Origin of the sequence: Gluconobacter sp. P1C6_b (genome assembly GCF_018811945.1) — a bacterium.
Classification (GTDB): Bacteria; Pseudomonadota; Alphaproteobacteria; order Acetobacterales; family Acetobacteraceae; genus Gluconobacter.
Genome location: NZ_JACRVU010000016.1, coordinates 22,030 through 45,530, shown reverse-complemented (window position 1 = coordinate 45,530; position 23,501 = coordinate 22,030). Strand labels below are relative to the sequence as shown.

At 61.6% G+C, this 23,501-nt stretch carries 22 protein-coding genes and 1 tRNA gene; 12 read left to right on the top strand and 11 right to left on the bottom strand.

Annotation, left to right across the window (positions count from 1 at the left end):
* Nucleotides 1-9: 9 nt before the first annotated feature.
* The 6 genes from KP701_RS11455 to argC all read right to left on the bottom strand — a co-directional run bounded on the left by KP701_RS11455 (nucleotide 10) and on the right by argC (nucleotide 6,817).
* The gene (locus KP701_RS11455; protein ID WP_215747275.1) at nucleotides 10-1,980 is read right to left on the bottom strand and encodes a hypothetical protein; all 1,971 of its coding nucleotides are present in this window, start codon (nucleotides 1,978-1,980) and stop codon (nucleotides 10-12) included.
* Between the two features lie 88 nt (nucleotides 1,981-2,068).
* Nucleotides 2,069-3,358 carry an adenylosuccinate synthase gene (locus KP701_RS11450; protein ID WP_215747274.1) on the bottom strand — a complete coding sequence of 430 codons (1,290 nt, stop codon included), beginning with the start codon at nucleotides 3,356-3,358 and terminating at the stop codon, nucleotides 2,069-2,071.
* Nucleotides 3,359-3,411: 53 nt separating this feature from the next.
* Nucleotides 3,412-4,551, bottom strand: coding sequence for an ATP phosphoribosyltransferase regulatory subunit (locus KP701_RS11445; protein WP_062454985.1), 1,140 nt, complete (start codon nucleotides 4,549-4,551; stop codon nucleotides 3,412-3,414).
* Entirely contained in the window at nucleotides 4,548-5,705 is a 1,158-nt protein-coding gene (locus KP701_RS11440; protein WP_062454987.1) for a phosphoserine transaminase, read from the bottom strand. Before KP701_RS11440 ends, KP701_RS11445 begins: the two co-directional genes overlap by 4 nt.
* Before the next feature lie 54 nt (nucleotides 5,706-5,759).
* A tRNA-Leu gene (locus KP701_RS11435) sits at nucleotides 5,760-5,843 on the bottom strand.
* 74 nt (nucleotides 5,844-5,917) lie between these two features.
* Nucleotides 5,918-6,817, bottom strand: coding sequence for an N-acetyl-gamma-glutamyl-phosphate reductase (gene argC / locus KP701_RS11430; RefSeq protein WP_062454989.1), 900 nt, complete (start codon nucleotides 6,815-6,817; stop codon nucleotides 5,918-5,920).
* Nucleotides 6,818-6,992: 175 nt separating this feature from the next.
* Between argC and mazG the strand changes: the two genes are divergently transcribed.
* The 6 genes from mazG (at nucleotide 6,993) to KP701_RS11400 (ending at nucleotide 14,068) form a co-directional block, all read left to right on the top strand.
* Nucleotides 6,993-7,775 carry a nucleoside triphosphate pyrophosphohydrolase gene (gene mazG / locus KP701_RS11425; protein WP_062454991.1) on the top strand — a complete coding sequence of 261 codons (783 nt, stop codon included), beginning with the start codon at nucleotides 6,993-6,995 and terminating at the stop codon, nucleotides 7,773-7,775.
* A 180-nt stretch (nucleotides 7,776-7,955) separates the two neighbouring features.
* Complete coding sequence (locus KP701_RS11420) at nucleotides 7,956-8,219, top strand: hypothetical protein (protein WP_062454993.1); 264 nt, start codon at nucleotides 7,956-7,958, stop codon at nucleotides 8,217-8,219.
* Nucleotides 8,220-8,348: 129 nt separating this feature from the next.
* Nucleotides 8,349-10,769, top strand: a complete 2,421-nt coding sequence (locus KP701_RS11415; protein WP_215747273.1) for a glucose/quinate/shikimate family membrane-bound PQQ-dependent dehydrogenase — start codon at nucleotides 8,349-8,351, stop codon at nucleotides 10,767-10,769.
* 90 nt (nucleotides 10,770-10,859) lie between these two features.
* Nucleotides 10,860-11,903, top strand: coding sequence for a tRNA preQ1(34) S-adenosylmethionine ribosyltransferase-isomerase QueA (gene queA / locus KP701_RS11410; protein WP_215747272.1), 1,044 nt, complete (start codon nucleotides 10,860-10,862; stop codon nucleotides 11,901-11,903).
* Between the two features lie 29 nt (nucleotides 11,904-11,932).
* A complete protein-coding gene (tgt, locus tag KP701_RS11405) occupies nucleotides 11,933-13,078 on the top strand; it encodes a tRNA guanosine(34) transglycosylase Tgt (protein WP_215747289.1) in 1,146 nt (381 codons plus the stop codon).
* A gap of 210 nt (nucleotides 13,079-13,288) precedes the next feature.
* On the top strand, nucleotides 13,289-14,068 hold the full coding sequence (locus KP701_RS11400; RefSeq protein ID WP_215747271.1) for an MgtC/SapB family protein: 780 nt from the start codon (nucleotides 13,289-13,291) through the stop codon (nucleotides 14,066-14,068).
* A gap of 12 nt (nucleotides 14,069-14,080) precedes the next feature.
* Here KP701_RS11400 and KP701_RS11395 read toward each other — a convergent pair whose 3' ends face one another.
* Both KP701_RS11395 and KP701_RS11390 read right to left on the bottom strand, forming a co-directional pair.
* Nucleotides 14,081-15,157 carry a purine nucleoside permease gene (locus KP701_RS11395; protein ID WP_215747270.1) on the bottom strand — a complete coding sequence of 359 codons (1,077 nt, stop codon included), beginning with the start codon at nucleotides 15,155-15,157 and terminating at the stop codon, nucleotides 14,081-14,083.
* Nucleotides 15,154-16,695, bottom strand: coding sequence for an adenosine deaminase (locus KP701_RS11390; protein WP_215747269.1), 1,542 nt, complete (start codon nucleotides 16,693-16,695; stop codon nucleotides 15,154-15,156). The genes KP701_RS11395 and KP701_RS11390 overlap by 4 nt, the downstream gene beginning before the upstream one ends.
* Nucleotides 16,696-16,852: 157 nt before the next feature.
* Between KP701_RS11390 and queG the strand changes: the two genes are divergently transcribed.
* Nucleotides 16,853-17,911 (top strand): tRNA epoxyqueuosine(34) reductase QueG, encoded by a 1,059-nt coding sequence (queG, locus tag KP701_RS11385; protein WP_215747268.1) that lies wholly within the window; start codon nucleotides 16,853-16,855, stop codon nucleotides 17,909-17,911.
* Nucleotides 17,908-18,138 (top strand): ribbon-helix-helix domain-containing protein, encoded by a 231-nt coding sequence (locus KP701_RS11380; protein WP_215747267.1) that lies wholly within the window; start codon nucleotides 17,908-17,910, stop codon nucleotides 18,136-18,138. Before queG ends, KP701_RS11380 begins: the two co-directional genes overlap by 4 nt.
* Here KP701_RS11380 and KP701_RS11375 read toward each other — a convergent pair.
* Nucleotides 18,135-18,476, bottom strand: coding sequence for a hypothetical protein (locus KP701_RS11375; RefSeq protein ID WP_252345573.1), 342 nt, complete (start codon nucleotides 18,474-18,476; stop codon nucleotides 18,135-18,137). The two genes, KP701_RS11380 and KP701_RS11375, sit on opposite strands and share 4 nt — an antisense overlap.
* Nucleotides 18,477-18,651: 175 nt before the next feature.
* Between KP701_RS11375 and KP701_RS11370 the strand changes: the two genes are divergently transcribed.
* The 4 genes from KP701_RS11370 to KP701_RS16565 all read left to right on the top strand — a co-directional run bounded on the left by KP701_RS11370 (nucleotide 18,652) and on the right by KP701_RS16565 (nucleotide 20,797).
* Complete coding sequence (locus KP701_RS11370) at nucleotides 18,652-19,482, top strand: TerB family tellurite resistance protein (protein ID WP_215747265.1); 831 nt, start codon at nucleotides 18,652-18,654, stop codon at nucleotides 19,480-19,482.
* Between the two features lie 74 nt (nucleotides 19,483-19,556).
* Complete coding sequence (locus KP701_RS11365; protein WP_080504750.1) at nucleotides 19,557-19,709, top strand: DUF3309 family protein; 153 nt, start codon at nucleotides 19,557-19,559, stop codon at nucleotides 19,707-19,709.
* 102 nt (nucleotides 19,710-19,811) lie between these two features.
* A complete protein-coding gene (locus KP701_RS11360) occupies nucleotides 19,812-20,165 on the top strand; it encodes an autorepressor SdpR family transcription factor (protein WP_215747264.1) in 354 nt (117 codons plus the stop codon).
* Nucleotides 20,114-20,797 carry an SdpI family protein gene (locus KP701_RS16565; protein ID WP_215747263.1) on the top strand — a complete coding sequence of 228 codons (684 nt, stop codon included), beginning with the start codon at nucleotides 20,114-20,116 and terminating at the stop codon, nucleotides 20,795-20,797. Before KP701_RS11360 ends, KP701_RS16565 begins: the two co-directional genes overlap by 52 nt.
* Before the next feature lie 25 nt (nucleotides 20,798-20,822).
* Here the strand turns inward: KP701_RS16565 and KP701_RS11350 are convergent, their stop codons facing one another.
* Both KP701_RS11350 and KP701_RS11345 read right to left on the bottom strand, forming a co-directional pair.
* Nucleotides 20,823-22,280, bottom strand: a complete 1,458-nt coding sequence (locus KP701_RS11350; protein ID WP_215747262.1) for a mannitol dehydrogenase family protein — start codon at nucleotides 22,278-22,280, stop codon at nucleotides 20,823-20,825.
* A gap of 149 nt (nucleotides 22,281-22,429) precedes the next feature.
* Entirely contained in the window at nucleotides 22,430-23,497 is a 1,068-nt protein-coding gene (locus tag KP701_RS11345; protein ID WP_215747261.1) for an aromatic acid exporter family protein, read from the bottom strand.
* Nucleotides 23,498-23,501: the final 4 nt, after the last annotated feature.

Below are 23,501 nucleotides of genomic sequence, written 5' to 3'. Positions count from 1 at the left end.
GCGTCTTCCTCACTGACAGAACTCCAGCCAGATACTCACCATTGCCACGGCGATGCCCGTCAGAAGTGAAAAGAATTCTCCCGAATTGCGTGCTTCACGATCATTGGCCGCCCTGCGCTCGGGCGCTTCATCGAGAACACGCATCAGATTGCTGATTTCCGCTTCGGCTTCCTGGGCCTGGCGCTGATCCAGCCGAAGACCCGTCGGATCATTGACGGTCGCCAGGAACGTGCCGAGATTTCCGTCTTCCGCCGCCTTTCCAAGACGCACGCGCCGTCGGGCACGCGATGTCTTGCTCCGCCACTGACGCAGTTCCGTTTCCAGCAGCGGCAAGGCCCGCTGCGCCAGAAAACTGAGCGGCGTCCTGTCGAATTTCCTCTGTACGGCCGCAAGCACGGTCAGATCAGCGAGCCAGCCCGGCAATCCTGCTTTCTGCGACTGAGAGAGCGGAATGATCCCCTGACGCGCGCAGTTCGCTTCAAGAAAGGAGCGCATCTGGTCATCCAGAAAGCCACTCCGTCCCAGAGCTTCGTCCGGCAGATCCTCAATTCCCACATGCCGGTTCAGCCATTGCAGTAGTCCTTCCGGCAGGGAAATCCGGGCCTCCAGACATCTCTTTGAAAGGCAGGGCAGGAATCTGTTCAGCTCATAGGGGAAACGTCTGACCAGATCCGCCCCTCTGGTTCCGATGCGGCGTGCCGCCACGGACAGGGCGGTAATCTGATGGCTCTGCCGCTGAGGCAGATGGGCGGACATGAAGGCATCAGGATTGGCCGCCATGAAACTCAGGATATTCCGGACAGTCCGCTCTTCATCCGGAGTGGACGGCTGAACCGTTGCCTGAACCACCATCTGGGGAAGCGCCTCAGGCCAGAACCAGGTGCCCCCCCAGAACATGGGTGCGGCAGGATCGAGGACGGAAATCGCATGCGTGATGACCATCGTGGCAGGATCAACCGCCTTGCTGCCACCGGCCGGAAGAAATGAGGCACTCGCCTGCTCGATCAACCCCGCCATGACGGAGAGTTCAAGTTCGCGGCCCAGCCAGTTACTGACGACTTTCCTTTGCAGCAATGCGGAAAATTCCGCAGGATGCCGCCCCGCATACCAGGCGAGGGCCTGCGGCGTGTAGACGGCATTTCCGCCTATCATGAGGGGGATGCGCGCGGGAATAACCGGACGGACCGTAAAGACCTTGCTGGGCGCGATCGTCACAAGATCGCGCGGCGAGGGCCGGCTGACGGGATCATCGGAGAGCATCGCCGTCAGGAGCGAACGCAGTCCGACGGGCACGTTATGGCCGTCCATGTAGGCGGCGGGCGTGCCGACTTCAAAACGTCGCCTGAGAATATCCGTATCGGAGAGGCCTTCAAGAGGGAGCTTTCCGATAGCGAGCGCAAGAATGACTACCCCCAGCGAAAAAACATCGCAGTCCGTCGTCCCCTCGCCCCGGGCGGAGGGGCGACAGACCGCTGAAGACAGGGGTTCGAAAAGAACGGGCTGTTTTTCACCCGGAGCGGCCACTCCCAGAGGCCCAAGCACGACCTTGTGCAGCCCCTGTCCGACGAACAGATTGTCGGGACGGATGCTGCGGCATGTCAGCTTTTCAGCTTCCAGCCGCTGGAGAAGCGAGGCCATCGGACGGATCACGCCGTCGATCAACTGGCTCTCCGTCCACAGGCCCAGTCCCTCCGCAAGCGAGGGACCGGGGGGATGGGGACAGAGGAGCCATAAGGCGCCCTGAGAATATTCGTGGGTCTGGATCGGAATCACGCTCTCATGACGAAAGAACATGATTTCCGTAAGACGGGGAGAGGGTGCGAAAGGAGCCAGGGCCAGATAGGACGCCCCGGATGCCGTTACGTCCTGAGCACTATAGGTCGCACAGCCACCGAGATCGGGCTGTTTGCGGTCCAGGCTGATCAGATACCGCTCGGCGATGAGCAGTTCCTGGCTGTTATCTGCCTGTGTGTCGGCCATTGAAGTCCCGTTGTTTCCCTATCCGGTCTTTTGTGCCGGACAGGGATTGAGACTTCGTTAATGCAGGGCCGATTCCGGAGTTAAGGATTTAGTCCTCGAACGGATCGCGCATCAGGATGGTGTCGTCGCGTTCCGGACTGGTGGAGAGCAGCGTCACAGGGGCTTCAATCAGTTCCTCGATGCGACGGACATACTTGATGGCCTGTGCCGGGAGCTCGGCCCAGGAACGAGCGCCTGCGGTGGTTTCCTTCCAGCCCGGCATCGTCTCGTAAACCGGCTTGACGCGGGCCTGTGCGCCCGGAGCAGACGGGAAGGTCTCGATCTTCTGACCGTCCAGTTCATAGCCGACGCAGATGGAAATCTCGTCCAGACCATCCAGAACGTCGAGCTTCGTCAGGGCAATGCCGCTGACGCCACCGACCCGAACAGCACGACGAATCAGAACCGCATCGAACCAGCCGCAGCGACGCGGACGACCGGTGACGGTGCCGAACTCATGCCCACGCTCGCCAAGAGTGCGACCGGTCTGGTCGTGCAGCTCGGTTGGGAACGGCCCCTCGCCCACGCGGGTCGTGTAGGCCTTGGCGATCCCGAGCACGAAGCCGACGGAAGACGGGCTGACACCACTGCCCGAAGCTGCCACGGCTGCAACCGTGTTGGAGCTCGTGACGAACGGATAGGTGCCGTGATCGACATCCAGCATGACGGCCTGCGCACCTTCGAACAGGATGCGACGACCGGCACGGCGCCCTTCGTCCAGACGATCCCAGACCTGACAGGAGAACGGCAGAAGGCGCGGGGTGATCTCGGCCAGGAAGTCCTTGAGCTGGTCCTTGGTGAACGTCTCGGCGCCCAGACCGGCGAGCAGCGTGTTGTGGTGCAGGAGCAGTTCGTCCAGCTTCCAGTCCAGCGTCTCGGGCTCGGCCAGATCGCAGATGCGGATGGCGCGACGGGCCACCTTGTCTTCGTAGGCCGGACCGATACCGCGGCCGGTCGTGCCGATCTTGTGGTCGCCACGGGCGGCTTCGCGGGCCCGGTCGAGCGCACCATGCACCGGCAGAATCAGCGGCGCGTTCTCAGCGATCCACAGCGTCTCGGGCGTAACCACCAGCCCCTGAGCCGTCACGCGGTCGATTTCCGTCATCAGTGCCTTGGGATCCACGACGACGCCGTTGCCGATCACGCCGATCTTGCCACGAACCAGACCGGACGGCAGCAGGGACAGCTTATAGACCTGATCGCCCACGACCAGCGTGTGACCGGCGTTATGACCACCCTGAAAGCGGACAACGATATCGGCGCGGCTGGCGAGCCAGTCGACGATCTTGCCTTTACCCTCGTCCCCCCACTGGGTTCCGATCACGGTGACGTTGGACATGAGCTGACTTCCTAGAGCTGACGATACAGGGGAAAACGAAAGAGGACGGTGGATCAGAGCGGCTGGGCCGCACCATCCTTCCAGACATGGGTACAGCGCAGATGCCGCGCCTGGGCCGCCAGATCCTCGTCATGGGACAGGGCGGACACCGTGGCATATCCGGCTTCATGCAGACTGGAGAGGCTACGCACATCAAGATCGACCGGCACATAGCAGCGCGGACGCGTCGCAGACACCGGGGCCGCACGCAGAAGGGCCTGCGGACGAAGCGTCAGGCCACAGGCAGGCTCCTGCCCGGCGAGATAGCGTCCGCCACGCCCCAGTTCTTCACGCGAACTGGTCGAAAACACCGTCACACACAGTCCGGTATGATAGCGCCAGCCCCGGAAATCGACGGGATCGATCGTCAGACGCAGATCCGGGCTACGCTCGCGGATCGCCGACACGGATGCTGCCAGACGCTCGAAATGCCCGGCAATTTCCTCAGGATAATCCAGCTCCGCCAGCAGATCCAGCGCACGATCGGCAGGCCCGGCAGCGCGCAGCATGACCGCCAGCATTCCGGCAATCGGACCGCCCAGTTCGGCCACCGCACTGGCGTCCTTGCGGTCCAGCGCATGCAGCAGCGGCTCACGATCGGCTTCGGGAATGACGCCTTCGATCAGGCCCAGCGCCAGAGCGGGCATGGACAGATCGAAGGACACGCCTTTGATCCCCAATTCCGCAAGTGCCTTCGCTCCGAGCGCAATGACTTCCGCATCGGCCTGCGCGCTGTCGGGACCAATCAGTTCGATTCCAGCCTGCGAGACCTGACGATCGGCTTCACGGCCTGGCGTACCGACAACAATGCAGCTTCCTGAATAGGACAGGCGCAGCGGACGTGGCGCGTCCTGAAGGCGGATGCTCGCAATGCGGGCGATCTGCGTCGTCATGTCCGGACGCAGCGCCATCATGCGGTGCGAGTTCGGGTCCATCAGACGGAAGGTCTGGGGGGCAAGGGATTCGCCGGAGCCACCCAGCAGAGAGCTTTCAAACTCCAGCAGGGGCGGACGGACGCGCTGATAACCGTGACGGGAAAAGGCCTCCATCACGCTAGCGATGCCCCGGGCTTCCGCTTCGGCTTCACCGGGAAGAAGATCGGCAAATCCGGACGGCAGGAGCGCGGCGCTCGGGGTCTCGGAATACAGGCTCATGCGGAGAACTCCGCGCGGGTCTGCTCATGGGCCCAGTCCAGCCAGGGCAGCAGCGCCTCGATATCCGCCGTCTCGACCGTGGCACCACCCCAGATCCGCAGACCAGCCGGGGCATCACGATAGGATGCAAGATCGTAACCCGCGCCTTCCTGCGCCACGAGGCCCGTCAGATGCTTGACGGCCTTGCCCTTCGCTTCGGCAGACAGACTTTCAAACCACGGCGCCGTGATTTTCAGGCAGATCGACGTACTGGACCGAGTCTCTTCCCTGGCAGACAGAAAGGACACCCAGTCCGCTGTCGCGATCCATTTCGTCACGGCAGCCAGATTCTTCTGCGAACGGGCCTTCAGGGCGGGAAGACCACCAATCTGTTCAGCCCAGCGCAGACCGTCCAGCGCGTCCTCGACGCAGAGCATGGATGGCGTGTTGATCGTATCGCCTTCGAAGATGGCCTCGATCAGGCCCTTCTTGTTGGCCAGACGGAAAATCTTGGGCAGCGGACGCGGAGACGGCTGGGACAGACGAGCAGCAACACGCGGGCTGAGCGCCACCATGCCATGCGCTGCCTCGCCCCCAAGCGCTTTCTGCCACGACCAGGTCACGATATCGAGCCGGTCCCACGGCAGATCCATCGCAAAGGCAGCAGACGTGGCATCGCAGATGACGAGGCCTTCGTGTTCGGCCGGAATGGCACTCGCATCCGGGATGCAGACGCCCGACGTCGTGCCGTTCCATGTCAGAACGACATCGCGGGTCCAGTCCACTTTCGTCAGGTCCGGCAGTTCGCCATAAGGGGCGTCCAGAACCCGCAGATCCTCGATTTTCAGAACGTCGCGCAGGTCCTGCGCCCAGGTTCCGGAAAAGCTTTCGAAAGACAGGACATCAATCCCGCGCTCACCGGCAAGGGCCCACAGAATCATTTCCACGGCCCCGGTATCGGAAGCCGGGACAATGCCAACACGCCAGTCCGATGGAATGCCGAGCAGGTCTTTGGAGCGTGTAATGACTTCCTTGAGACGCGCGCGCCCTTCCGGCGCACGATGCGAACGGCCCAGCAGGGCCTGGTCCAGGCCGGACAACGACCATCCGGGGCGCTTGGCGCAGGGACCTGAGGAGAAGAACGGGCGGGAGGGTTTGACAGTCGGCTTGGACATGCTCGTTCCGGGCTGATCGGTCCTGAGGTCATTCCGGCAGGAAATGACCGCTCATGGTGCGAGAGAGGGGACTCGAACCCCTATGCCTTTCGGCGGTCGATTTTGAGCCGACTGCGTCTACCGTTCCGCCACTCTCGCGCGGGCGGCCCGAACCCTAATGCATTCCCGGCAAAAGTGCCAGACTGCAAAATCCGGGCCGCAGAATGAGGTTTTTAAAGCCCCAGCATCAGAAGCAGATTCTGGATCGCTGCCCCCGAGGCTCCCTTCCCCAGATTGTCCAACCGTGCGGTCAGAACAACCTGTTCGCCATTATGATGGACGCGCAGTTCCATGTCGTCGGTATTGGCGAGAGTGTCGGCCTCAAGCCGTGTTTCGGCGGGGACAACATGTACATGGGCGCATCCGGCGTAAGCGTCCTGGAGCACAGCTTCCAGTTCCGCGGCCGAAGGCTGCCCCGGCAGATCCTTCAGGTGCAGCGGAATGGAGACAATCATGCCCTGCGGGAAATGCCCGACCGACGGCACGAACAGCGGCTGGCGCGTCAGACCCGAATAGTGCCGGATTTCAGGCAGATGCTTGTGCTTGAGGTTCAGCCCATACAGGAAGAAGGCCGGACCGCCGTTCTTCTCGTGCTCCTCGATCGCGACACGCCCTGCTCCGCTGTAGCCGGAGACAGCGTTGATGGAGACGGGATGATCGGCCGGGAGCATCCCTGCCCAGACCAGAGGCCGCATCAGGGCAATGGCGCCCGTCGGATAGCAGCCGGGATTGGCGACAAACCGCGCATTCCTGATGACAGCAGCCTGTTCCGCATCCATTTCCGGAAAACCATAAACCCAGCCATCAGCGATCCGATGCGCGGTACTGGCATCCAGAATTCGGACGTTCAGCCCTTCGGCCAGCGCCACCGTTTCCCGGGCAGCGTCATCCGGGAGACACAGGATGGCGATATCAGCCTGTTCGAGCATGGAGCGCCGCGCGGCGGTGTCCTTGCGCAGGGCCGGGTCGATGGACAGGATCTCCAGACCATAGGAAGCCGGAAGCGCCTCGATCCGCTGGCGGATGCCCAGACCTGTCGTGCCTGCTTCCCCATCAATGAAAATGCGTGCCATGCGCCGTCCATCCTGTCTGAAAATCCGTTTCGCCCCGGCAGATGCCTGAAACGTCCGGCAGTCGTTTTACGTCGGGAATGTCATGCTGTCACCCGCTGCCACCCTTCGCGGCGCTTTCATCCATGAAGCCACGCAGGTATGAACCTTTGCAGCACGATAACAGCAGGATGTTTCCATGACCCAGTCCTCCTCCCGGCAGATCGACCGCCTGCTGGATGTCATGAAGCGCCTGCGCGACCCCGAGAGCGGTTGTCCCTGGGACGTGGAGCAGACCCCGGCCACGATTGCCCCCTTCGCCATCGAGGAAGCCTATGAGGTCATGGACGCCATCGCCCGTGACGACCGCGATGCCATCCCCGACGAACTGGGTGACCTGCTGCTTCAGGTGGTCTTTCAGGCCCAGATGGCCGAGGAAGCCGGGCAGTTTGATTTTGAGACCGTTGCGGGCACGATCGCCGACAAGCTGGTGCGCCGTCATCCGCATGTTTTCGGCGATGCTGCGCTGGATGACGATACTTGGGAGCGGGAAAAGGAAGCCGAGCGTCAGCGCAAGGCTGAATATGGCACGCTTGCGGGTGTCGCCCTGCCCCTTCCCGCTCTCATGCGCGCCGCCAAGCTGACGCGCCGTGCGGCCCGCGTCGGTTTCGACTGGGACGACGCCGCTGGCATTCTGAACAAGGTCCACGAAGAGATCGACGAACTGAAAGCCGAAATTGGCGGAGACCGTGACCGGATCGAGGACGAACTGGGCGATGTCCTCTTCACGGTCGCCAGCCTTGCCCGCAAACTGGATATCGACCCCGAAGCCGCCCTGCGGCGCAGCAACGACAAGTTCACCCGTCGCTTTGAAGCCATGGAAACCATGCTGGCCGAAAAGGGACAGACCATGGCCGAACAGGATCTTCCGACGATGGAAGCCCTCTGGCAGGCCGCGAAGAAGCTGCCCGGCATGAAATGAGACCCGGATTTTCGGTGCGGGCGTCTAATCCGTATGTAACAGGCGTTCCATTCTCAATGTAACATCCGCACGGTTCATGACCTTATACAATCCGTATCACTCGGTTACATTGCTCCTTATCCTTTATTAACTTTCTGATCCGAAAATGACTTCGTTCCTATCCCACGGAGTCTTTTCCCCATGACAAGCATTTCCTCCATCGGCTCGTCCGCCATGAGCAGCCTTTACAGCTCGGGCACCGCGTCCTCCTCCAGCGCCTCATCGTCGTCCAGCGGCACCTCCTCCACACAGGAAACCACCACGACCAAGCTGAACGCCGATGGCTCCACGACGACCATCGTCGAAGACGCCCAGGGCAACATCATCTCCGAGACGACGTCCGGCGGCTCCTCGAACTCCGGTTCCAGCAGCGACACGAGCCACCTGCTCAGCGTCTCCGCTTAATTCCAGACTGCGGGCAGCCGGTGACGTCCAACGCTGCCCAACCGCTTTCCTGCTCTCTATATTTTAAAGAAACTGCATTCTGACGCCGTACTTTAAATCCTTCAGATCCATTCCGAAGGAAAAACATCCATGGCGTCGTCTTCCGCCCGGCCGTTATTGCAGACCCTGACCGGTATTGGTCTCGCCATACTGGGACTGGCCCTCTTCCTGCCGGGGCTGCGGCTCATCGCACTGGGTGGTTCATTCTATTACGCCGTGGCCGGTCTGCTCATGATCCTGTCCGGTATCATGCTGACCATGGGACGGCGTTCCGGTCTGGCACTCTATGCCGCCCTGCTGGCCTATACCCTGATCTGGGCGCTGTGGCGCGTCGGGCTGGATGGCTGGCGGCTCATTCCGCCCCTGGCCCTTCCCACCGGCATCGGTCTGTGGGTGTTCGGCCCCTGGGTCGGCGGACGACTGATGGACAGTCGGAGCCATGTCCGGATCAATGGCACCGTGCTGGGTGGCATGGGGAGCTGTCTCGCGCTGTTTGTCTTCATGTTCGCCTGTGGCTGGTACATCACGGGCCAGCGCTACCAGCAGTTCAATCCTTTCCCGGGATCAACGGGGGCCAGCCTGTCCGGAAGTGACCAGATGGCCGCCAATGACTGGCAGTTCCATGGCGGCACACCGGCCGGAGACCGTTTTGCAGCCCCGACGCAGATCAACGCACAGAACGCCCATAACCTGAAAGTCGCCTGGGTCTATCATAGTGGCGATCTTCCCCGCCCCGGCGAGAACTCCCGTGGCCGCGAGTTCAGTTTCGAAGCCACGCTCATCAAGATCGGCAACCGTCTGTTCTTCTGCACGCCGCACCGTGACGTCGTGGCGCTGGATGCCACAACCGGCAAGGAGGTCTGGCACTACCGGCCCGGCGGAGAGTTTGGCGCAAACATCTATCAGGCCTGCCGTGGCGTCTCCTACGCCAACATTCCGGGCGCCACGGACTGCACCCATCGCATCATCTCGACAGTTTCAGGCTCTCCGCCGACGCTTTTCGCACTTGATGCCGAGACCGGGCAGATCTGTCACAGCTTCGGGCATGACGGAAAGATTGATCTCCGCGACGGCATGGACGCCATTCCGCCGGGCTTCCATTTCATCACCTCCCCGCCGATGGTTCTGCACAACCGGATTGTCACGAGCGGCTGGGTCTATGATGACCAGTCCGTTGATGAGCCCTCCGGTGTCATCCGCGCCTTTGATGCCACGACCGGGCAGCTTGCCTGGGCGTGGGACATGGGTCGCGTCCCGGCCAACAGTCCGCTCGGCCCCAACGAAACCTTCACACGCGGAACGCCGAATGGCTGGGGCGTCTATACGGCTGATGCCGGGCTGAACATGGTCTATGTGCCGCTCGGCATTGCCACGCCGGACTATTATGGCGTCAAGCGGCGTCCGTTTGACGAGAAATACGACACCTCTCTTGTTGCTCTGGACCTGACGACTGGCGAAGAGCGCTGGCATTTCCAGGCCGTGCATCATGATCTGTGGGATTTCGATCTTCCCGTCGGCCCGTCTCTGGTCGATCTGCCGGACGCCAGCGGCACGCTGACCCCGGCCCTCGTTCAGACCACGAAGCAGGGCGAACTCTTTGTGCTGGATCGGCGGACGGGCCAGCCGTTCTACCGCGTACAGGAAAAACCTGTTCCGGACGGCGACATCCCCAATGAACGCTATTCCCCGACCCAGCCCTATTCGGTGGACATGCCGAACCTGCGTCGTCCCGATCTGACGGAAGACGATCTGTGGGGCGCAACACCATTCGACCAGCTTGCCTGCCGGATCGCCTTTCATTCCATGCGCTTCAAGGGCCTCTACACACCGCCCAGCGAGCAGGGCACGATCGGCTTCCCCGCCTTTGATGGCGTGGCGGACTGGTACGGCGGAACGATCGATCCAACGCATGGCGTCCTGTATATCAACACGACGTTCATCCCCTTCCTCATGACGCTCGTGCCACATGACAGGGCCGTTCAGGAAGGGCTGTTCAAACCCTGGCATGGCTGGAACCAGCCCTATCCGGAGCCGGTTTTTACCAACAACCCACAGCATGGCCTGCCCTATGCCGCCGTCATTAAGCCCTGGCTCGGACTGTTCGGCGCTCCGTGCCTTGCGCCACCCTGGGGCAAGATGCAGGCAATCGACCTTGTTCATCGCCGCGTCATCTGGGAGCGTGCGCTGGGCACCACGAAGAATGTCGGGCCAACGAACATGCTGCGGATGCCAGTCGGCCTTCCCACCAGCATCTTCTCCATGGGAGGGAGTGTGACGACGCCCAACGGCCTCGTCTTCATGGGCGCGCTGGCGGACCAGAGCTTCCATGTACTGGATGGTCATGACGGGCACACTCTGTTCAGAACCGAGCTTGATGCGGGCGGTAATGCCACGCCCATGACTTATATGGGCGAGGACGGGCGGCAGTATGTCGTGCTGGCCGTGGGCGGACATGGCGGGCTGAAAACACGGAACAGTGACGAGGTTGTGGCCTTCGCGTTGCCGAAATAAGCCCGAAAAGGCGTTTTTCATCCAAAAAGATGCGCCGGGCCTGCGGGTCCGGCGTTTTCATGTGGGCTGAACCTGCTAGAGAGCATCCCCATGACGGATGATCTCGCCCCATTCGATTTTGAACTGCCACGCGATCACATCGCGACAGAGCCTGCCCGCCCGCGTGACAGTGCAACTCTGCTGCATGTCCGACCCGGTCTGCCACCCGAGCCGCGCGTGATCCGCGACCTGCCGGATTTCCTGCATGAAGGGGATCTGCTGATTGCCAACAATACAGCTGTCATCCGCGCCCAGCTTGCGGCCACACGCGGCGAGGCAAAGATCGGCCTGACGCTCGACCGGATTCTGGCTGATGGAAGCTGGCATGCCCTGGCGCGCAATTCCCGCAAGCTGAAGCCGCAGGACATCCTGCATTTCGGTGACGATCCGGTCACGGCCACCGTGATCGAGAACGAAGGCGACGGCGCGGTCAGCATCCGCTTTTCAGTGGAGGGCGAGGCGTTCGACGCGTTTCTCGAACGTGTTGGCGCGCTGGCCCTGCCCCCTTATATCGAGCGCCCTTTCGGCCCGACGAAGCAGGACGATGCGGATTACCGCACCATTTTCTCGCAGTATCGCGGTGCCGTGGCAGCACCCACGGCCGGCCTGCATTTCACGCCTGAAGTGCTCGCAGCCCTGGATGCAAAGGGCATCCAGCGGCGGACCCTGACGCTTCATGTTGGCGCGGGCACCTTCCTGCCCGTCCGCTCCACCATCGCCGAGCACAAGATGCACGCGGAATGGGGCGAGATCGATGCCGAAACCGCGGCTGCCATCAACGAGACCCGGGCGCGTGGCGGCCGGCTCGTGGCAGTCGGCACCACGTCCCTGCGCCTGCTGGAAAGCGCGGCCTGCGATGACGGCACCGTGGCCCCATGGCGTGGCGAGACCTCCATTTTCATCAAGCCCGGATACCGCTTCAAGGCCGTGGACGTGTTGATGACCAACTTCCATCTGCCGCGTTCGACGCTGTTCATGCTCGTCTGCGCGTTCAGCGGCACCGAGACCATGCGTGAGGCCTATGCCTACGCCATCGCCAACGGATTGCGGTTCTATTCGTATGGCGATGCCTGCCTGCTGGAGCGCGCGCCATGAGCGATCACAAGACCGATCACGCCACCAAAATGACCTGGGCGCCCGAAGCGACCTGCGGCATGGCACGCGCGGGCTATCTGCACACGCGCCACGGCACGGTCCCGACCCCGACCTTCATGCCGGTTGGAACCGTCGGCACGGTCAAGGGCATGACGATGGATGCCGTGCGCTCCACGGGTGCGGGTATCGTTCTGGGCAATACTTATCATCTCATGCTGCGTCCGACGGCGGACCGCGTGCAGAAACTGGGCGGCCTGCATAAAATGATGGACTGGCCCGGCCCAATCCTGACCGATTCCGGCGGATTTCAGGTCATGTCCCTTGGCGCACTGCGCAAGCTTGACGAAGATGGCGTGACGTTCCGCTCGCATATCGACGGCAGTAAGCATCGCCTGACGCCGGAAATCTCGACCGACATCCAGTTCAAGCTCGACGCGACCATCACCATGGCGTTCGACGAATGCCCGGCCCTGCCCGCCACGCCGGAAGTGCTGCGCAAATCCATGGAAATGTCCATGCGCTGGGCTGCCCGCTCCCGCGAGGCTTTCGTGGCACGCGAAGGATACGGACAGTTCGGCATCGTACAGGGCGGGACCGAGCGTGATCTGCGGGAATATTCCATCAAGGCCCTGACCGATATCGGCTTTGAAGGTTATGCGATCGGCGGTCTGGCCGTGGGCGAAGGTCAGGAACTGATGTTCTCGACGCTGGACTTCACCACGCCGATGCTGCCGCAGGACAAGGCGCGGTATCTCATGGGTGTCGGCACGCCGGACGATCTGCTGGGCGCGGTCATGCGCGGCGTGGACATGTTCGACTGCGTGATGCCTTCCCGCGCAGGCCGCACGGCCCGCGCCTATACCGAGCGCGGCACGATCAACCTGCGCAACGCCCGTTTCGCAGACGATACGCGCCCCCTGACGCCCCATGACGACACCCCCGTCGCCGGGCGCTACAGCCGCGCCTATCTGCACCATCTGTTCCGCGCCAACGAGATGCTCGGTCCGATGCTTCTGACCTGGCATAACCTGGCCTATTACCAGCGCCTCATGCGCCAGATTCGCGCCGCCATCGTGGACGGCACGCTCGATGCGCTGGCCGTGAAACTGCGGGAAGACTGGGCCAAAGGCGACTGGACCGAAGACGAATGGCCTATGCCTGATCTGGCCCTGTAAGCTGGGGCTTTGCCCCAGACCCCACAAAGGGACGCGGTCCCTTTGATCCCGATTCCTGAATTGGGGTGAAGGGGTTTCGATCCCTTCCGGGTGCAGGGCAGAGCCCTGCAATACGGCACGTCGCGCTCCGCAATCCCGCCTTATCCCGACAAACTGTCACAACACTCCCATGCCGCTCTGCGTTAACCTCGCAGAAGGAGCAGACACGGCATGCACAATCTCATTACGTTGACGGCTCAGGGACTGGTGGGCGAAGAGAGGCTTCAGCTTGAAGAGCTGGCGCTCGCATTCGTGCTGTCGTCTCTTGTGGGACTTGAGCGTGAAATCCGGCAGAAAAGCGCCGGTTTACGGACGCATACGTTGGTCGGTGTTTCCGCCGCCCTGTTCATGCTGATTTCCAAATACGGCTTCATGGACGTTATCGATGCGGGGCGGATCGTGCTGGATCCGTCCCGCGTGGCCGCACAGATCGTCTCGGGGATCGGCTTCATCGGGGGCGGTGTGATTTTCATGCGCCGCGATGCCGTGCGGGGCCTGACAACGGCTGCGGCCATCTGGTTTACGGCGGCTCTGGGAATGGCCTGTGGTGCAGGGCTGCCCATTCTCGCCATTGCCACGACAGCCGCCCATTTCATCGTCATGGTGCTGTTTCCGAAGCTGCTGAAACAGCTTCCCCGCTCGGGAGAACAGTCAACCGAGCTGACAATTTCCTATGAAGACAGCCGCGGGCTGCTCCGAACCATTCTGGTGAGCTGCACGGAACTGCGCTTTGCCATTGATGGCGTGCGCCTCGAAGAAGAAAGCCGGAATGCTGAACAGATTCTGGATGAGGCGGACCGTGAAGGAACGGCCCCTGCTGCTCCGCGTCCGCGCCTCGTCACCTTGAGCATGCTGGTCCATGGCAAACGGCCCGTTTCCCATCTCATTACGGGACTGGGCGCGATTGATGGTGTTCATGAGGTCAGGAAGATCGATCCTGACCATGACTGAACATCAAGACTTTTACCGGGCCCTCGGCAGCGCCTTTTCATACCGGTCCCAGTGCGTCGCCAGTTCCTTCACGACTACGCTTCCCACCGTATAGGCGGCATCGACCGAGGCCTGAAAACCCGAAAAACCGGTCTCATGCGCTTCGTCCGACAGAAGCTGTGCGGCGCTCTGTCCCGGCGGCGGCATGTCGAAATTGCTGGCCGTGCGCAGGATCAGCGCACGCTTCGGATCAACGCGCCCCGCCTTCCCCTGAAGCGCCAGAGCCTGACAGAATGCCACGTCCTCTTCCGCCGTCGTAGCCATGACGCCCTGCCCGTCCGTCCAGTATTTCACCCAGCGTTCGGCCCACTGGTTCATTTTTGCGCCGACCCAGAAGGTTTCGCCTGAGATCGTGTCGCCAAGCTGGACGGAAGGCGGCTTCTGGGCGGCGGCAAAGCCAGTGTAACGTAGGCGCGATGCTTTCAGGCCGTCATTATCCGGCAGGGAAATGTCTTTCGTCAGGCCATAGGCCCATTGCACGAGTGCCGGATCGAGCGTGTATTCCATGTCCCCCATGCCGGAATGGAGCGGAGGACGGGGCTTTTCATCCGGCGTGCTGCCCTGAACGGGCGTAAAGCCATCCGGCCAGGACGCAGGGATTTCGCGCGGGTCCACCAGATGGGACAGACCACCATTGATGACGCGCGGCGCCCAGACGGCCGAGCCGATGGTCCCGAAATTCGGATCAATCCCGCCAATCCCGGCCAGCACGAAATAGGCATGGCGCAGGTCGAAACGCGGATCGAGCACAAGCGCCGTGATGGCGGATGCCATGTGTTCCGGTCCCTCACCGCTCGCGATCCCGAGAACATGCAGGTCCGGATTGTAATGCATTACGTCATGATCGGTGCCGGGTGCCGGGATCGTCTTCTGCAGTGGCAGTTTTTCGATCCAGTTCTGGTATTCGCCCGCCGTATCCCCTGTGTCCTTGCCGATCTCGAAGGTTGTGACGACAACGACACGCACGGGGATCGGCGCGTGAGCCAAGGCAGAGCCAAGAACACCGAGGGACAGGAGCGCGCCCCCGAAAACGCTTGAGACAAATTTCACTGGTAAAGTCCCTCATGTGTGACGGTGGCTTCAAATGTGCCAAACCGCTGTTCGAGCGCCCATTGCAAACGGGCTTTTTCGCTGGATTTCAGGAAAGTCGTGCAGGAAGCGGATACAGCAGGTAGCGTCCGGCAGGCGGACACGAACTGGCCCGGATGATGATCGGTCCAGAGGCTTTCCCCCGGCACGAACGCATATTCCAGCCCGGTGCGGGACAGGGCTTTCAGATCGGCATAGGACAGGTCGTAGGTCTGGGCTGCGCGGACATATTCCTGCGTCAGGTCTCCGCGGGAGACGCCCTCGTCATCTGTGGACAGCGCGACGGGCACGCCTGCCCGGCGATAGAGCGGAAATGGATGGGCCGCGCCTCTGATGCCGAGGATTTCGTCATTGCTGGTCAGGTTGACTTCCACCATCACATGGCGCCGCGCCATCTCGGCCAGAAGCGATGCGGGATCGTCCTCAAGCGCCACGTCCACGCCATGCCCGATCCGGCTGGCTCCCGCCACGTCAATGGCTGCGCGAATGTGGTGACGCAGACCGTCCGTGGGAACGAGACCGGTCGTCAGCTCACCGGCATGCAGGCTCAGCTTCACGCCCGGATAAACACCGTTCAGGAAATGGAACATCCGCATGTGCAGGTCATAATCGCGCATGGCGGTTGGATCGTCCTCGGGTGCCACGATGTTCAGCCCGACGAAGCGCGGATCGGCTTTCACGGTCGCATAACCGCCGTCGAGCTGCGCATAGACGGCCTGCGCTGGTAAGGTACGCAGGGTCTGGAACAGGTAGCGCACCGTCACTGCACATCCCGGATGGGCCTGCGGGGTTCCGCATTTCAGGACGTCTTTTGCCTGCGCTTCCATCTGATCCGTCGCGGCCCGGGCCTTCTGTACCAGCGCTGGAATTTCCGGCATGAGCGCCTGATGCGCGGCCGCGAAGTCATCGCCTTGCAGCGGATGATGGAAGCCTGCGCCAATCATCCCGCCGATCCCGGGAGAGATCATCAGTTCCAGATAGGTCACATGGTCGCGGGCCGCACGGTCACGCGCTTCAGCCAGCATGTCGCCCGAATGTGCATTATCAATGGAGCCAAACCGGGCGAATGTCGCGAAGAAATGGTCATGCCCGGACGCATCGCCGGGAGTGGGCACAAAGTCGCGCATGGACAGCGCATCGATCAGGACATTTTCCGATTCCGCGTGATGCGACAGTTCGGCGGCGGGAAGCTCACCCTCTCCCGGATGCGTACAGGCATGGTCAAGGAGGCGTTTTTCCTTCAGCGACACACACAGACCATCCCGAGCGGCCCAATCCAGCATGTTTTCGGCATAGATTGCGCCAACCAGATGGTTGTGCAGATCCGCCCCTTTCGGAAAGGCACGGAGAAACATGTTCACCCGGACCGGATCGTTCCGGATCCGGTCATAAACCTGTGCCACAGACTGCGGAGCCGCATGTACAGCCGGGATCATCGTCAGAACAGAAGTCATACCCAGAAAAACGGCAGGCAGAACACGAAAGAAAGGATGTCGCATGGCGCGACGATGCCGCCCCGTCCCCGACGTGGCAAGCCATTTTCAGATCGTGACAAATCCTGTCTGCATCAGCCGTTCCGGACAGCAGAAAAGCTGGTCCGTCTGCGCCCCTGATGGCATAACGGCTCCCCGTTCACCGGCGAGACCCGTCCCTTCCATGCCAGCTTCCCCGAAACCCCACACAGGGCCTGAAGCCCGGATTGCGGACCATGCCCGTCATCTGGGTTTCGATGCGGTCGGGTTCTGCAAGGCCGAACTTGGACCGGACGTGGCCCGGAACCTGCGGGAGTTCGTCGCACAGGGCCATCACGGTACGATGGAGTGGATGGAAACGCGTATCGAGGAACGCGCCCATCCGAAAGCCCTGTGGCCCGAAGTCCGGAGCGTGATTTCACTCGGCCTGTCCTATGCCCCGGCCCAAGGACCGACGACCGATCCCGAGTGCGGCAATATTTCCGTCTATGCCCGCAACCGGGACTACCATGACGTCATCAAGGGCATGCTCAAGCATCTGGCGCAGTTCGTTGTGAAGCTGGGCGGCCCGGAGACGCAGGTGAAGGTCTTTGTCGATACGGCACCCGTCTCCGAGCGGGCACTGGCGGAGAAAGCGCATCTTGGCTGGACGGGCAAACACACCTGCCTCGTCTCGCGCGAGCACGGGTCATGGCTGTTGCTGGGCGAGATCTACACCACGCTGGAACTGACGCCGTCCGGCCCCTCAGGTGGGGGCTGCGGCTCCTGCACGCGCTGCCTGACTGCCTGCCCCACAGATGCTTTTACTGGACCGGGGAAGATGGATGCACGGCGCTGCATCTCGTATCTGACGATCGAGCATAAAGGCCCGATCCCGCATGAGCTGCGGCCGAAAATCGGCAACCATATCTATGGCTGCGATGACTGTCTGGCCGTCTGCCCCTGGAACCGCTTTGCGGAAAGCGCGCGGCACATCAAGCTTCAGGCCCGGCCGGAATTGATTGCCCCGAAACTCGACAAACTGGTCCGACTGGATGATGCGACATTCCGGACGTTTTTTTCCGGCTCTCCGGTCAAACGGATCGGGCGCAACCGCTTCGTGCGCAATGTCCTGATCGCGATCGGCAACTCCGCCGATCCGACGCTCGTACCTTCTGCGCGGGATCTGCTGAGTGATCCGGACCCTGATGTCTCCGAAACCGCCCACTGGGCTTTGAGCCGCCTTGAGGAACAATCGGCATGAGTGATCTCGTCAAACGCAGCCTGTCTCTGTCAGGACACCGAACGTCCGTGGCGCTGGAACCCGAATTCTGGACAGTGCTGGATGCGATGGCGGCAGTCCGTCAGCAGAGCTTTGCGTCTCTGGTGGCCTCTCTCGATGCTGCGCGACCACCAGAACGCCCGCTGGCCTCGGCCCTGCGGGTTGCAGCGCTGACGCATCTTCAGAAAAGCGTTCAGACGGCCGGTTAGCTCCCGACCTTGTCCGCCGGAAGGCCCAGCCAGTCCGGGTGTTTGCGCTCGATCCAGCGCAGGACGCGGCCCTGAAGGCGGCGGAAGAGCGGAATATCCTGCGAAAGCAGCATCACGCCGACCGGCAGCATCCACAGCCCCAGAACGGGCAGGATGGACAGAACGCCGCCCAGCATGAACAGCACGCCCGCCGGAATCCGGACCCATTTGTGATCCGGCTCCCGCAGCCAGTTCAGCACTTTCTGCAGCCGCTCGGGCAGACGCTGGATCAGAAGATCCATCAGTTCGTCATCAGAGCGGAAAGGGGTCGAAGTGGCAGTCTGGATCGGGGTGGGCATGAAAATATCCGTCATGAAACGAGCTGAAGAACCTGCGTCTCAAAAGCATGAGACGGCGATAAGTTCGTAATTCCCACCTTATACCACACCGTAGGCCCGGACGGTTGGCCCATCCGGAGCACCCCGCCTGCGATCTGTCATTTGCCGCTGTGAGCGGGCGTGCTAGATTGATGTCATGGCTATCTGGGGCAAGATGTTCGGTGGTGTCGCGGGCTTCGCGGTTGGTGGTCCTTTCGGAGCACTGATGGGCGCAGCGCTGGGACATGCGGCCGATAACGGTTCACTACTCAAGCCCTCAACGGGCGGCTGGAGCGAGCGTTTTCCCGCGAATGGCCGTCCCGATCCCAACAGCGCAGCCTTTTTCGGCGCCGCCAAGATCGCTGCGGCCCTAGGCAAGCGCGACCAGCTTTACGCCATCGGACTTGTTGCCCTGTGTGCGAAGCTGGCGAAGATCGACGGGCCGGTGAACCGGCACGAAATCAACGCTTTCAAGACCTGTTTCCAGTTCCCGCCCGATAACGTCAAGGAAGTCGGCATGCTGTTCGATCGCGCCCGCGACCGGACGGACGATTTCGAGATGTATGCCCGCGAAATGGGCAAGGCATATGCCGATAATACGGCGCCGCTTGAAAACCTCATGACGGCACTGTTCCGCATCGCCCGCGCCGATGCCGGACCCAGCCGCGAACTTCACCCGAAGGAAATCGATTTCCTGCAGCGCGTACACCGGGCGTTCGGCCTTCCGCCAGGTGCGTGGGACCGGGCGGAAAGCGGCAACAGCCGCGCCGCCGGCGGAAACGAGCCGGATGCCTATCGCATTCTCGGCATTACCCGCAACGCGACCGATACGGAAATCCGCGTGCGCTGGCGTACCCTCATCCGCGAGCACCATCCGGATGTCCTGGCGCAGAAGCCCATGTCGGAAGCAGAGCGCCGGCGGGCTCAGGACCGTGTGGCCCGCATCAATGCTGCCTGGGACCGCATCAAGCGCGACCGGCAGCTTTGATCTTTCGCAATCCTGCGGAAACTTTCAGTCATCCGGAAGCGTAGACCAGTCTCAACCGGCAAGAGAGACGTGCCATGGGACTGATTCTTCTTGTAATCCTGATCCTCCTGCTGATCGGTGCGCTGCCGTCATGGCCGTACAGTTCGAAATGGGGCTACTACCCATCCGGCGGCCTTGGTCTGATCGTGGTCATCGTCGTCATTCTCGTCCTTATGGGACAGATCTGATTGCAGACCGCCGCTTTCGTTTTCCGGAAGCGGCGGTTTCTGCGTTCCCGCTCCGGCTTTTTTTTGTGGCTTAAATTTTTGTATTTTGCTAATTAGCGAATCATGAGTGATGTCTTCAAAGCCCTTGCCGATCCGACCCGCCGCGCCATTCTCGAGATGCTGAGGGAGCACGAGATGACAGCCGGGGAAATCGCCGGACGGTTCAGCCTGGCGAAACCCACACTGTCCGGGCATCTGGGCGTCCTTCTGAGCGCGGACCTCGTGCACCGGGAACGCGAAGGCACCACCCTGATCTATCATCTGAAACTCTCCGTTTTCGAAGAGGCGTGGCTTCGTCTCGCTTCGTCAATGAAGCTGGGACTGATGAAATCCGCCACATCAAAGCAGGAAGGGGACCTTTCATCGTGCACGACAGACCCGACCACCGATCCGGTCCCTTTCTCTCCGTCGCGCTGATCGCCACAGTCGTCGTCGCAGGACTGGCCATCGCCTATCACGCACCACCAGGCGCGACGGTGCCAATTCATTTCACAAGGGACTGGACCGCAGACCGGGTGGTTTCGCCTCTGCACGGACTGCTCGTCTGGACGGGGCGGATGACGGGGTTCTGGACCCTGATGGCCACCCTTCCCCAATTCATGCGCGCCCGGAATAGAAGGGAGGGTTTTGCCGCCTCCCTTCCAGTTTATGACACGCTCTGGATCACGCTGACGGTGATGATGGGCATTCTCGCGATCGCCTGCATGGAGTACGCCATGGGCAACCGGATCGTCATGGGCTCCCTGTCGGATGTCCTGCTCGGAGCCTTTTTCGTTCTGGCCGGGAACGGGCTTGGGAAGCTGCGTCCCAACGACATCATAGGCATTCGCACGCCCTGGACGAAAAACAGCACGCGGGTCTGGAACCGGACGCACAGGACATGCGGCCCGGTCTTCATTCTGCTGGGCATGTTGCTAATCGCTGCCGGACTGAGCCTGTTCGGTCTTCCCGTCACACCGGTTTTCAGCACGGCCGCCATTCTGGCTGTGGCGGCCTTTTCCTGTGGGCTGTCCTGGCTTTACTGGCGTCTCGATCGCAGAACACCGTGAAAGTCAGGACAGAACCCGGACGTTCTCAGCCCGGCAGGGCGGCTTTCACACCCTTCTCACGGATGATTTTCCGCAGCGCGATGACCTTCTGATCCAGTTCGGACGTGTCCAGATCGCGCCAGCCGTCGAAAGCCGGGAGTTTCAGGGCACTTTCAAAATCATCGGCTCTGGCCAGCTCCTTCTGGGCCTCGCCATAAGTCGGCTCGGACGATTCATATGTTCCGCCCTTCTCGTCACGTCCCCGGAGCATCTCGAGATAGGATGCAATCCCGAACGCAATCCGCGACAGATCGCGCTTGCCTTCGATGGCCCGGCGCACGGTTTCCGTCCAGAACACCTGGATCTTGGAGCAGCCGTCACTCGCGATCCGCAGCGTCTGATCGGACATGGCCTTGTTCGAAAAGCGGCTGATGACGCTGTCCCGGTAACCCTCAAGCGTCATGCCCGGGGGAGCCTTCAGGGTCGGAATGACGTCCTTGTTGAGGTAGTTCTCCAGATTGCCGCGCAGATCCCTGTCCTCGATCGCGTCATCCACGTTCTCATATCCAACAAGAATACCCGGGAAGCAGAGCGTGATGTGACCGGCATTGAGCATCCGGATCTTGACGTGTTCCCAGTCCGTCACGTCATCGACGAACTGCACGCCTGCCTTTTCCAGCGGAGGACGACCATTGACGAACTGGTCTTCCAGCACCCACTGGTGGAAATCCTCGGCCACCAGAGGCAGATCATCGTCCAGCCCGCTGGCCGCGTTCAGCTTCTTGGCGATTTCCGCCGAGACGGTCGGGGTGATGCGATCGACCATACCGTTAGGGAAAGTAGCGTTTTCTTCAATCCACTTCGCCAGTTCCGGATCGCGCGCCTTCGCATAGCCAAGGAAGGCCTTGCGGGCGACATTACCGTTATGGCGCAGGTTGTCGCAGGACATGACCGTAAACGCCTTGCCACCGGCGTCCCGCCGACGGCGCAGGGCCTCGACGACATAACCGAAAACGGTGGATGGCTTTTCCGGATTCTGAAGATCGGCCTTTACCGCTGCATTCTCCAGATCAAACGCACCGGTCGTCTCGTTAATGTTGTAACCGCCTTCCGTGATCGTCATGGAGACAATGCGGATCGCCGGGTCCACGAGATGCTTCAGCACGGCTTCCGGATCGGCCGGGGCCAGCAGGTAATCACGCAGCGCGCCCATGACGCGCACAGTGCTCTTGCCGGACGGTGCCGTCTCGGTCAGGGAATACAGGCAGTCCTGCTTTTTGAATTCCTCGGCCTTTTTCTTCGAGCGGTCACTCCCCGTCAGGCCGACGCCCACGATCGCCCAGTCCGGCGCATGTTCAAGGATCTGCTCGACGTAGAACGCCTCATGGGCCCGGAAGAAGTTACCCACACCGAAATGCACGATCCCCGGCTTGATCCCGTCGATGTCATAGGGGGGAGCCTGGACACTGGCAGGAAGAGACTTGAGGGTTTCGCGCGTAATCATGGAATTCTCCGTGGTTTCGGGCCGGTCGCTGACGGGGACCGACAAGGCCGGGCATGTGCCATCATAGCCCCGGAACAACGTAAAAACCGAATGACGGTTTCAACAGGGGCCATTCCGCCCTTCTGGCTGCCATCCGCGGGACGGCCTGTTCAGAGGCCTTTTGCAGCGCTCGCATCGGAGCGCATGACCACCCCGACGGCCCGTTCGAGATCCTCCCGGAACAGGGACATCACAAAGCGCATCTCAGGGCGGGTCTGCTCTTCCAGCCGTGGCAGAAGGTCGAGAATCTCCTCGTCTTCGGACTGCTGTTCGTGCTGGTTCCGCTTGGCCCGCAGCTGCTCTTCACAACTATGTGCCAGCGCCCGGAGCGCGTGACTCAGCCCCTTGTACAGGGGCAGCAGGCCTGTATTCCCTGCCGCACGCCCCGTCGCAATGGCGCGTGCCACCAGCATCGTGTCGTTCAGCAGCCGCCGCATCAGTCTGGGGAGTGCCGCCAGAACGGGATCGCGCTTTTCCAGCTCCTTCCAGCGCTCGCGCCGTGCCTCGGTCACAGCATCCTCCAGTTCGGTCAGAAGAGCCACACAGTCGTCATTCTGGCGCTCGATCGCCGTCCATCCCGTGTTCTGATCCAGGGCACTCTTGAGAAGTTGATCCATACGCCGCAGCAGACGGCCAGCCGTATGAAAGGCCTGTTTACGCGCGCTGCTGTGCAGGATGAAGAACGAGACCACGATCGAGACCGCCACCCCCACCACGATGGCCAGAAGCCGCGTGATCATCGGCAGAAACGGACTGCCCTGACTGGGAAAGAGATACACGATCATCAACGTGATGCAGGCGAACCGGAGTGTCGGCTGGATGGCCGTCAGAAATACCAGTGGCGCCAGCATGAGCCAGAACGGAACCCAGCGCAGCCCCGTCGTAATTTCCAGCACCACCGCGCACACACCGGCCAGCGCGCCGATCACCGTGCCACTAATCTGGTCACGGGCCGTTGTCATGGTCTGGCTGATGCTGGATTGCGTGACGATCAGCGCGGTCACCAGCGCCCAGATCGTCTCCTGCAGATGCATGAGCGAACCGACGATCCAGGCCACCACCACTGACACCAGAACGCGGATGGTCTGGCGCGTCGCGGGGCGCATCACTTCGCGCCATCTGCTGTTTCGGGGCGGCACGGACAGCCATTTCCGGCTCAGACGTGTCAGAAGGTTCATGGCA